This window comes from Candidatus Eisenbacteria bacterium, assembly GCA_005893305.1.
Taxonomy (GTDB): domain Bacteria; phylum Eisenbacteria; class RBG-16-71-46; order SZUA-252; family SZUA-252; genus WS-9.
Genome location: VBOZ01000033.1, coordinates 92216 through 103051 on the forward strand (window position 1 = coordinate 92216; position 10836 = coordinate 103051).

The window sequence follows — 10836 nt, forward strand, 5'->3', positions numbered from 1 at the left end:
CTACCGTCGCGCCCTCGCCTTCGCCGCGGCCTGCCAAGCATGTAGCACCAGCGCCACCGTGATCACCGCGTAGGCCACGAAGACACGGAAGTACTCGCCGATCTGCGCGTCGCCCGCCAGCGCCTTGCCCGCAAGGGGCGAAACCACGAATAACGTGTGAAATAGGATCGTACCCAGAAGCGCCTGCCCCACCGTCGCGCGCGAGACCGTCGCGCCCGACACCAAGAGTGCGGCGATCGCGAACATTCCGACCTGCTCGTGCGAGTTATAGGTGTTGAGCGTCCCGATGTTCTGCAAGAACAGCAACTGACCCCAGGATGCGAATACAGTCGACAGCACCGTCGCGATCACACGATTTCGCTCCACGGGAATCCCGGCGATCGCGGCCACGTGGGCATCCTGCCCCATCGCTCGGAGCTGCTGCCCGAGGCGCGTGCGCATGAAGAACAGCGTGAACGCGCAGAAGGCCGCCACCACCGCATAGGACACGACCGGGACGCGGAGCTGGCGCCCCTCGACGGGCAGATGCACGGCCACCAGGTCGTCGACCGCGTACTGGATCGTCGTGAGGTCGACCGTGTTCCGGAGGCCGTAGCCCTGGGGCAGAACCATCCCGGGATCGTGGAACGGGATGATCGAGCCGAGCGCGAACAGGAACAGGAGCTGATAGACCCCGTTCGCGAAATATCCCGCGATGAGACCGGAGACCATCTCCCGCCCCTTCGCCTTGTTGAACAACGCGCCGGTTGCGAGCCCGAACAAGATCGCGAGCGGCGTCGCGAGGAGCCACGCGGCCGCGAATCCCGCGATCCCCGGAATCTTCCAATGGGTCACGAGGATCGCCGCGGCCTGGCCCGCCATGGCGCCGATCACGATGCCGAAGTTGAGCCCCAGGCCCGCGAGGATCGGGATCAAGAGCGCGAGGACGAGGACCGAGTTTCGGCCGACACGGATCAGCATCTCGCCCAGGAGAAACGAGGGCGTGATCTTGGCGACCCAGATCCCCGCGATGCAGAGGGCGGCGAACAGGATCGGGACCGCGTGACGCAGGAGCGCGCGGCGCATCAGCTCTTTCCCACGCGCGTCAGGGCATAGAGGATCATCCCGTTCTGGATGATGAGCCGGGCGGTCTCGCTGATATCTCCTTCGATCACCTGGCTCGTGACAGGGAGCGCGATCGTGAGGATCGATTGGAAGAGGAGCGTCCCGATCACGACGTTTCCGATCGTGGCGCGCGTCACGGTCGCGCCGCCGATCAGGATGCAGGCGATTGCGGGGAAGGCCATCAAGAGCGGGGCGGTGTAGAGCTGCACGAAGCCGAACGACTGCGAGTAGACGACGATCCCGATCGCGCCGAGCACGGTCGTGAGGACCGAAGCCTGGATCCGCGTCCGTTGATCCGAGATTCCGGCGGCCAGCGCGAAGCGCGGATTCGAGCGGGCGGCGGCGATCGAGATCCCCATCTGTGTGCGGAAGAATAGCCAGACCAGGAAGCAGAGCCCGCCGAACACCAAGAGCGCGCCGGTGGGGATCGCGACGCCCGCCACGGAAAACGCGAGCCACCGGTCGAGAATCTTGTCGTAGATCCCGGTCAAGGCGAGCGTGGTGCGAAGTCCTTTTCCGCCGATCGCCCAGACCAACGTCGGATTCTTGAACGGCGCGAGCAGCCAGAAGATCGACATCCCCGAGACGATCGCGAAGCCGAGATAGGTCCCGACCATCATCTCCTGACCGCGCGTCCGGTTGAGGAGCCATCCGTAAGCGACGCCGGCCGGGATCGCGAGGACGAGCCCGATCCCGGTCGCGTAGGCGAGGCCGGCGACGCCCAGGACGCCCGCGTTCAGCGAGACGACGCAGCCGATCAAGCCGCAGATGATCCCGATGGGGAGCCCGAAATTGAGCCCGAGCCCGCCCTGAACCGCCGGCAGAAGCGCCAGGACGAGTATTCCATTCCGCGCGACGCGGGTGATCGAATCGGAGATCAGGGAGCGGAGATCCATGTGGGTGGCGACCGCGACCGCGAAGAGGGCGAGCAAAAATCCCGCGATGAGGAGGCGCGGGAGGCCGATTTCCTTGATCGTCGCGCGGATCTGCTCGTTCACGCCGCGGCCTTCACCGACGCCCAACGCCCGCGTTCACGCCGCGGCGGCCGTCTCGCCGGCCATCGCGAGGCCGAAGGCGGCGTCCGGAGCCCCGGGCGGGAGAATCGTCTCGATTCGGCCGCGATAGACGATCGCGATCCGGTCGCAGAGGGAGCGAAGCTCGGCCAGCTCCGAGGAGGTCATCACCACGGTCACGCCTTGGTCGCGGTTCAATCCCACCAAGATCTGCAGCACCCGCTCCTTCGCTCCCACGTCGATGCCGCGCGTCGGCTCGGAAACGAAGAGGAGCTTCGGCTCCAACGTCATCGCTCGCGCCAAGCAGACCTTCTGCTGGTTTCCCCCGGAGAGGCGCCGGACCTGCTGCGTCGGCCCCTGGGTTCGGATGTCCAAACGCTCGATCATGTCGAGCGCGTGGCGGCGAAGCGCCCCTTGATCCAGAGGGCGAAGCGCCGGAATCGGAAACCGCCGCAAAAAGCGGCCCTGCGCCTCCAGCGCGGCGAGCGCGATGTTGAGCTCCACGCTCTCCTCGCCCAGGAGCCCGACGCCGCGGCGATCCTCCGAGACGAACGCGAGACCTCGCTCGAGCGCCTTCCGAGGCTCGTTCAAAGGAAACGGCTCGCCATGCAGGAGGACTTCGCCCGAGGCGGGATAAAGACCCATGATCCCGTTCGCGATCCCGATCTTGCCCTGGCCCGCCAGGCCGCCGATCCCCAGAATCTCGCCCCGCTTCACGGTGAGCGAAACGTCGTGGACCGGCTCGCCCGGCATGTCGACCATCAGCTTCGTGATCGTGAGCGCGGCATCGCCCGCCGCGTCGAAGGCACGCCGCCCGGCCGCGGCGGCCGCGGGGCGCCCGACCATGAGCTCGGCGATCCGCACGACCGACGTCGTCTTCGGGTCGACCTGTCCGACGATCTCGCCGTCGCGCAGCACGGTGACACGGTCCGCGGCCGCGCGCACCTCGTCCAGCCGGTGGGTGATGAAGAGGACGGCCACGCCGCGCGCCGCGAAATCGCGCATCGCTTCGAGCAGACGGTCGGCCTCGGTCTCGGTCAAAACCGCCGTCGGCTCGTCGAAGATGAGGAGCTTGAGCCGCTCCTTGTCCATCTCGCGGGCGATCTCGACGAACTGCATGTGGCCGACGGGAAGGCCGGCGACCGGGAGCCACTCGTCGATCCCGAGCCCGACGCGGTCGAGCGCCTGCCTCGCATCCCGGCGCATCCGCGGGACGTCGAGGGCATCGAGGCCGTGGCCAAAGAGAGGAGTGAGCGGGGTGGGGTGCGCGGGCTCGCGGTTCAGCTTGATGTTCTCGGCGACGCGGAACCCGGGGAGGAGCATGAACTCCTGGTGGACCATCCCGATCCCTGCGGCCATCGCTTCGGCGGGGCTCTTGAAGCGGACCGCCTCGCCTCCAAGCAGGGCCTGCCCTCCGTAGCCGCCGGTCTCGTGGATGACCGGCATGCCGAAGAGGATGTTCATGAGGGTCGACTTGCCGGCGCCGTTCTCGCCGACGAGGGCGTGGATCTCCCCGGCGGAGACCGTCAGGGAAACACCCTTTAAGACACGATTGCCCTCGAACTCCTTTACGACGTCGCGGAGCTCGAGGGCAGCTGCGTTTCCGCTAGTAGTAGATGTTGCTGACAAGGAACAGGTACGAGTTGCCCTTGGCTTCGTCGTACTTGGTCAGCGTGATCGGGACCTTGGCCAGCTTCTCCATGTAGGCCTTCACCTGCGCCGGATCCTTGTAGTCGGCTTTTCCTTCGACGGAGTCGACCATCAGATCGGTCATCGCCCGGATCGATAGCATCACCTCGGGCACCGGCCACGTCGCGAAGTGCCCCGTCATATGGTGATCGGCGATCACGCGCTTGTTCTCCGCGTTGATGTACGCCATGTCGCCCGCCTTGTCGGCCGGGATCGCGATGCCCAGCGCCGTCGGATAGCCGTGGGTCGGACTGGGGCAGCACTGCTCGGGAATGTACCCGCCGTTTGTCACCACGGCCTTGATCATCGGGTCCATCATCCCGCAGTTGGTCGAGAAGAACGCGGTCTTGGGACCGTAGGTCTTGAGCTCCCGAGGAACGTCCTCGAGCACGAACTGCTGGGTCGCGTTCAAGCCTCCCTCGCCCATCGGGTCGGGCGCGGTCACGAAGTGGAACCGGATCCCATTAGCCGCCGCGGCCGTCTTCATGATGTCGCGCCGCCGCGAGATGAGCTCCTGCGACATGTGGCGCGGGAAGGAATAGTGGATCAGGTCGGTGACGCCCATCATCTTCGCGACGCCCACGATCGTCTTTCCGCGGGCGAGCTGGTCGGGCTGGATCGACAGATCGACCGTGGAGTTCACCATGGCGGGGTCTTCGTGCGCTTCGATAAACGCGATCTTGATGTCGGGGCGCTTCTCACGGATCTTTCGGACCGCCGGGATCGAGCCCGGGATCGCCTGGCCCGCGATGATGACCTTGACGGCAGGATCGTCGGAGAGCCCGACGAGCTGCGCGATCACCGTCTCCTGCTCGTTCATGAAGTTGTCGGGGTAGGTCACGTGCTTCACGTGGTCGGCGCCGTACTTCTTGATGATCATCTGGGCGGCGCGGAACTCGTCCTCACCCTGTGAGACGGTGCCGGTCATGATGCCGATCTTGAAATCGATCGCGCGCTCCAGCGGGGCGGAGGCTTGGTCGGCCTCCGTCTTCGCAGCTCCGCTCTTGCCGCAGCCCTGAAGGGAGAAGACGAGAAATGGGATCGCCGCGCTCGCGACGATCGCCGAGGCGGCGCGAAACAGACGTTGGCTCTTCATTCTGAGATTGCCTCCACCCGCGGGAGCGGGGATATGCGTTCCGGCCAAACGGTTCGGAAGGCGTCGGGGCCGCGGGCCCCACAAAGCAATACTACCAAACGCCGCAAAAGGTCACCAGAAATGGTACTTTCGGCCTCCCCTATGCCGCCGCTGATTCTTGCCGCCGCGCTCCTCGAAGGCCTCTCCCTCACCCTGATTCAGGGCTATTTGCCCCTATACGTGCGTCGCGCGCTGGACGGCTCGTCGTACGTCACCGTGGCGCTCCTGGTCGCGGTACCGGCGCTCGGGACGATGGTCGCAAGCAACCTCTGGGGCGGGCTTTCGGACGTCACGGGGAGGCTCAAGCCGATGATCCTCGTGGGGATCTTCGGCTATGCCGCGGCGGCCGGATTGATCCCCGCGTTCCACCAAGGGTTCGGGATCATGGCCTACGTCGGAGCCGCCTCGCTCTGTTATGGGACGCTCGCGCCTTCCCTCAAAACCTACGTGACGCTCTGGCGTTCGGACCGGAAGGAACAGTCGATCGCCTACGTGTTGATGGCCCAGAGCGCGGGATGGTGCCTCGGAAGCTTCGGGGGTGGGTGGCTTCTCGAAGGGGGCATCGAGTCAGGCATGCGCGCGGCCCTCTGGACCTGCGCGGCGCTCCTGGCGGCGCACGGGCTCCTTTGCGCGGTCGCGCTCCCCGATCAGAGACGAGAGGCGCTGGCGCCGAAAGGACGGCGCGGATGGCTGGCCGGGCTGGCCCAGGACCTCGCCTCTCTCTACGAGAACCCCCGGCTCCTCTCGCTCTGCTTTCTCGCGTTCCTGTTCGTATCGGGGAACTACGCGGCGTGGGGCTTCTTCTCCGTCTACATGTTCGAGCGGTTGGGCGCCGACATCCGGACGATCCGCTACGCGCTTGCCGCCTCGAGCGTCCTGGGCGTCGTATCGTTTCTCTACGTGGGGCCGCTCATCCGGCGATTCGGCGGCCAGCTCGTGCTCGCGGTCGGGGTCACGCTGTACGTCGGGATGTACATGGGGATGGCGCTCACCCGCGACCCGGCGGTCTTCGGGGCGTTCTACGCGCTCCCTTTGTTCAGCCTGGTGAACGTCAGCGCGAACGCGCTCGCGAGCGAGTACTCGATGGCGGCGCAGCGCGGCGGTGGGCTGGGTGTCCTGAACGGGACCTACGCGCTCGCGACGATCGTTGGTCCCGTGACCGCCGGTCTCCTGGCCGATCGCTTTGGATTGGGCGCGATTCCGTGGCTCTCGTTCACGTTTCTGCTCTCGTCGGTGCCGATCGCGTGGCTCCAGGTGGCCGCGACGAGGCGTCGGCGGGCGGAATCGGAAGAAATGCGCGTTGATGCGGGGTAGATCGCGATGATATCCTCATGTGCTGGATGTTGGACTCCTCCTCCGGCGGGGCAAGGCATCCAATGCTAACAACACCAAGGACTTAGGCTCCCAATGAGAAAGCAGCTCGCCCTCCTCGCAGCGCTGAGCCTTTTGACCGCACCCGGCCCTTCTCCGGCGGCCGCGATGCCGCCCGATGCCGCCAAGTCCGGCGCCGAAGAGGAGGGCGTCAAGCCCGCGGAGAAGCTCGAGTGGCTCGCGTTTGATGCCGCGACCGCCCGTGCGAAGAACCAGAAGAAACACATGATCGTCGACATCTACACGACCTGGTGCGGGTGGTGCCGCGTGATGGAGCAGCAGACCTACGGCGATCCCGAGGTCGCCGCCTACCTGCGCGAGAACTTCGTCCTGGCGAAGGTGAACGGCGAATCTTCCGCGAAGCTAAAATGGATGGGGAAGGATCTGACCGAACGCCAGTTCGCGCGCGCCGTCGGGGTCACCGGATACCCCGCGACCTATTTCCTGAAGCCCGACGCGGAGATGCTGGGCGGAATGGGCGGATTCCTCAGGCCTCCCGAGTTCATGATCTACGCCCGCTACGTGAGCACGCGCTGGTACGAGAAGGGAAAGTTCAACGACTACATCGACTCGCTTCGAGCCGCGGTCAAGTAGCAGCAGCACGGAGGCCAGGACCCGCGCGTGAAGCTCCCACCCAAGCTCTCCGGCTCAGAGCCCGTATCGACGGGCGAATCCCCGGTCGTGCCTGAAAATCCGCAGGAGGTTCCCGACCGCTTGCCGCGGGCGGCCGTTCCCGCGCTCGACGCGATCCTCGGACTGCCGTTCCGCGTGCTCGATGACGGGTTTGTCCGCGTCGTCGATTACATGGGGGACGACACGGCGGTCGTGCGCGCCGCGCGGATTTCATACGGCGTCGGCACCAAGCGCGTGCAGGAAGACCGCGGTCTCGTTCGATATCTCATGCGTCACCTGCACACCACGCCGTTCGAGATGTGCGAGATCAAGTTTCACGTGCGCGTGCCCATGGATACGTGGCGGCAGTGGATCCGGCACAGAAGCGCAAATGTGAATGAATATTCGACGAGATATTCCGTCGCCATCGATGCTGCCCAGCGGACGGCGCCCGACGAGTGGCGGATGCAGTCGACCGGGAATCGACAGGGAAGCGCGGGATTCCTACCCACCGACGTCGGCGCGCAGCTATCGGCCGAGGAGCGGGAAATACAAGAGAAGGCGCGGGCGGCGTACGAAGCGCGTCTCGCGGCCGGAGTCGCCCGCGAGCAGGCGAGGAAGGATCTTCCCCTCTCCACGTACACCGAGGCTTACTGGAAGATCGACCTACACAACCTCCTCCATTTCCTGAATCTCCGCATGGACGATCACGCTCAGGACGAGATTCGCGCCTACTCGAAGGTCATCGGCGAGGAGATCGTGGCCAAGTGGGTGCCGGTCGTCTGGGAGGCATTCCTCGACTACCGTCGGCACGCGCTTCCGCTCTCGCGGATCGAATTCGAGATCATCAGCGCCATCACGTCCGGCTCCCCGGATCGCGCCCGCAGCATCGCGGCCGAGCGGGGCCTTCTCAATCCGAGCGCTGAAGGGACCTTGACTCCCAATCGCGAGCGGAGAGAAATCGAGGCGAAGCTGAAAGCGTTCGGGCTGACACCGCCCTGGTAGTCTCGCGGGGCGGCTCGAAGGGGAGCCCCTCCGCACCCCGCCCCTCTAATCGATCCCCAACCACCGCGGAAGCTCGCTCACGCTCTCCAGCACCGCCGTCGGCGGGGGTTGGACACTCTTCTCATCGCCAGGTCGATACTTCCCGGTCTTCACCAGCACGCCCTGCATCCCCAACGCGACGCTCGCGGCCACGTCGAACTCCGCGTCATCCCCGACCATGACGATCTCCGAGCGGGACACCCCGGCCTGCGCCGCGACGGCGTCGTAGAGGAGCGGAGACGGCTTTCCGAGCGTCATGGCCTCACGCCCCGAGGCGTAGGTGAGGAATGCCGCCAAGGGCCCGATGTCGGTCACGAGCTCGGCGCCCTTCTTGAAGTAGCGATTACGCTGGAGCGCGTACAGGGCCGCGCCGTCCAGGAGCCTCCGGAACGCGGGCTGGAGATCGGCCACCCGATAACCGTGCGCTTCGGTGGCCAGGACGACCGCGGGGCCCGAGGGATCTTCACGAAACCACGAATAATCGCCGCGAGCCGCCTCCTCCACGAGGAGAATCCCGCTGTCGTGTCCCTTCTCGGGCAGCACCCGGCGGGCCACCGATACGGGGGTCCAGAGCGATTCGGCGACGTCCAGGAGCTTGAGCCCGATCAGGTGCCGCGCGATGGTGCCGTGCGGCACGCTCGCGGTGTTGGTCACCAGGCGGACCGGCAATGCCGCCCGAAGCCGCGCCATGACGGCGGCCGCGCCGGGAAGAGCGGGGCCGGCCACTCCGTCGGTCAGCGTTCCATCCACATCGAGGCAGACCAGGGCGATTCGCCGTTTCACGCCGCATACCCTCCCGCCGGGCACACCGTCCCGTCAATCGCTCGCGCTCTACGCTCCGCGAAGACGGCCCAGCAGCCGCTGTAGCTCCTCCACGCGGAGGATCGTCGCCGCGCCGAGGAAGACGAGGGCGGCGGCGGCAAACCCCGCCCCCACAACGGCCAGCCGCGCGCCAAGGCTCTCGAGACCGGCGACGCCTTCGACCGCGCCGGCCGTGCACCAGGCCGCGCCCCCGGCGAGGGCCGCTGCCAGCAAGATCTTCGCGGCGGAGAACGCCAGCGCCCGTCCCCCGATCCCGCCGATCCGCGACCGAAGCATCCAGAACAAGAGCGCGAAGTTGAGCACCGATCCGATCGAGGTCGCGAGCGCGAGCCCCGCGTGCCGCATCGGACCCATCAGGAGAAAGTTGAGGCCGACCGTGATGCCGATCGAGATGAATGAGACCGTGACCGGAATCCGCGCCATGCCCAGGGAGTAGAAGGCCGGAACCATCACCCGGACCGCCGAGAACGCCGCGAGGCCCGCGGCGTAGGCCCAGAGCGCCTTCGCGGTCTCGACCGTGTCCGACGCGCCGAATTTGCCGTGCTGGTAGAGGAGCGCCACGATCGGTCTCGCGAGCGCGATCAAGACCAAGGTCGCCGGCAGCGTGAGCAGGAAGACCAGGCGGAGCGAGGACGAGAGCGTCTCCTTCAGGCCCGCGATGTTCTTCTGGGCGGCGTGGCGCGCGACCTCCGCCAGCGTCACCGTGGCGATGGCGACCCCGAAGAGGCCGATCGGGAGCTGCATCAGGCGGTAGGCATAGTTGAGCCAGGAGACGCTCCCCTCCTGAAGCGAGGATGCGAGGAACGTGCTCACGAAGTTGTTCACCTGAACGGCCGCGATGCCGACCGCGGCCGGCGTCATCAGCGAAACCATGTGGAGGACGTCGGGATCCCGAAAGGAGACCTCGGGCCGCCATCGATAGCCCTGCGCCCGGAGCGCCGGCACCTGGATCAAGAGCTGGCCGAGCCCACCCAGCAGCGCGCCGAACGCCATGCCCACGATCGGCTCCAGACCGAAGCGTGGGCAGAGGGGCGCGATCAGGAAGCCCGCGGCGATGAGCGCCAAATTCAGCATCGCGGGCGCCACGGCGGGGATGAAGAAGACGCGCCGCGTGTTGAGGAATCCCATCACGGCGGCCGCGGTCGAGACCAGGACCAGGAACGGGGTCATGATGCGCGTCATGAGCGTGGTCAGCTCGAGCTTCCCCGGCACGGCGGCGAATCCCGGCGCGAGCGTGCGCACGATCCACGGTGCGGCGAGGATCCCGACGAGGCAGATCGCGGAGACGACGACGAGGAGGAAGTTGATCACGAGGTTGGCCAGCCGAAGGGCCGCCTCCGGACCGCTTCGCTCCTGCGCCCGCGACAGCGTCGGGACGAAGGCGGCGCTCATGGCCCCCTCGGCGAACAGGTCCCGGAGCAGGTTGGGGATCCGGAAGGCGACCTGGAACGCGTCGACCGCGAACCCGGCACCGAATTGGGCCGCGAACACCTGCTCGCGGACGAGCCCCAGGACGCGGCTCAGGAACGTGGCGGCGGAGATGACCCCGGCCGATCGCGCTACGTTATTCTGGCTCACGGGGCCGGATCGTCGGCGGTGGGCCTTCCCTTGTCAAGCGCGGCCCCAGGTTTGATATAATGTGTGTGTCCGGGGGCATCGGCGTCAGGCCCGCGGTCCTCGTCTCGACTGCGGGGGCCCATCCATCAGGAGCGACTTCCATGAGCCCGAACGACCAGGATAAGGAAATCGTCGAACGCCTCATCGCGGAGACCAATCTATCGGCCCGGATGGACGCCTTGATCGGGGAGATCTGCGACAAGCTCCGCGAGTACGGAGTGGCGTCGCCCCACAAGGCCTTCAACGATCTGGTGGATCCCTTTCGTGAATACTTCATGTTGGAGTATGAAGAGGAGCGAGGGCTGGAGGACGCTGGCGAAGAGGTGGAGGACGACGAGGAGGAGGACGAGCGCAGCTACTGAATTCTCGGCGGAGGCGTGATCCATTGCCACGCCTTCCCGCCCTCTTGGTGTCTCCAAGATCCTCGCG

10 protein-coding genes are annotated in these 10836 nt (G+C 66.4%); 4 read left to right on the plus strand and 6 right to left on the minus strand.

From position 1 onward, the window contains the following. From E6K79_10880 to E6K79_10895, 4 genes are all read right to left on the minus strand, one after another. Nucleotides 1-1065 carry an ABC transporter permease gene (locus E6K79_10880; protein TMQ63141.1) on the minus strand — a complete coding sequence of 355 codons (1065 nt, stop codon included), beginning with the start codon at nucleotides 1063-1065 and terminating at the stop codon, nucleotides 1-3. Further along, complete coding sequence (locus E6K79_10885; protein TMQ63188.1) at nucleotides 1065-2000, minus strand: ABC transporter permease; 936 nt, start codon at nucleotides 1998-2000, stop codon at nucleotides 1065-1067. The genes E6K79_10880 and E6K79_10885 overlap by 1 nt, the downstream gene beginning before the upstream one ends. Before the next feature lie 135 nt (nucleotides 2001-2135). Then, nucleotides 2136-3746, minus strand: a complete 1611-nt coding sequence (locus E6K79_10890; GenBank protein ID TMQ63142.1) for a sugar ABC transporter ATP-binding protein — start codon at nucleotides 3744-3746, stop codon at nucleotides 2136-2138. Beyond that, nucleotides 3724-4902, minus strand: coding sequence for a DUF3798 domain-containing protein (locus E6K79_10895; GenBank protein TMQ63143.1), 1179 nt, complete (start codon nucleotides 4900-4902; stop codon nucleotides 3724-3726). Before E6K79_10895 ends, E6K79_10890 begins: the two co-directional genes overlap by 23 nt. A gap of 33 nt (nucleotides 4903-4935) precedes the next feature. Here E6K79_10895 and E6K79_10900 point away from each other — a divergent pair, with 33 nt between their 5' ends. From E6K79_10900 to E6K79_10910, 3 genes are all read left to right on the plus strand, one after another. Continuing rightward, nucleotides 4936-6255, plus strand: a complete 1320-nt coding sequence (locus E6K79_10900; protein TMQ63144.1) for an MFS transporter — start codon at nucleotides 4936-4938, stop codon at nucleotides 6253-6255. Between the two features lie 93 nt (nucleotides 6256-6348). After that, nucleotides 6349-6906 carry a DUF255 domain-containing protein gene (locus tag E6K79_10905; GenBank protein TMQ63145.1) on the plus strand — a complete coding sequence of 186 codons (558 nt, stop codon included), beginning with the start codon at nucleotides 6349-6351 and terminating at the stop codon, nucleotides 6904-6906. An 87-nt stretch (nucleotides 6907-6993) separates the two neighbouring features. Beyond that, nucleotides 6994-7929 (plus strand): FAD-dependent thymidylate synthase, encoded by a 936-nt coding sequence (locus E6K79_10910; protein ID TMQ63189.1) that lies wholly within the window; start codon nucleotides 6994-6996, stop codon nucleotides 7927-7929. Nucleotides 7930-7974: 45 nt separating this feature from the next. Here E6K79_10910 and E6K79_10915 read toward each other — a convergent pair whose 3' ends face one another. Both E6K79_10915 and murJ read right to left on the minus strand, forming a co-directional pair. Then, the gene (locus E6K79_10915) at nucleotides 7975-8775 is read right to left on the minus strand and encodes an HAD family hydrolase (GenBank protein TMQ63146.1); all 801 of its coding nucleotides are present in this window, start codon (nucleotides 8773-8775) and stop codon (nucleotides 7975-7977) included. Between the two features lie 24 nt (nucleotides 8776-8799). Continuing rightward, nucleotides 8800-10368, minus strand: coding sequence for a murein biosynthesis integral membrane protein MurJ (gene murJ / locus E6K79_10920; GenBank protein ID TMQ63147.1), 1569 nt, complete (start codon nucleotides 10366-10368; stop codon nucleotides 8800-8802). Nucleotides 10369-10508: 140 nt separating this feature from the next. Here murJ and E6K79_10925 point away from each other — a divergent pair, with 140 nt between their 5' ends. After that, complete coding sequence (locus tag E6K79_10925; GenBank protein ID TMQ63148.1) at nucleotides 10509-10769, plus strand: hypothetical protein; 261 nt, start codon at nucleotides 10509-10511, stop codon at nucleotides 10767-10769. The last annotated feature ends 67 nt before the right edge of the window (nucleotides 10770-10836 follow it).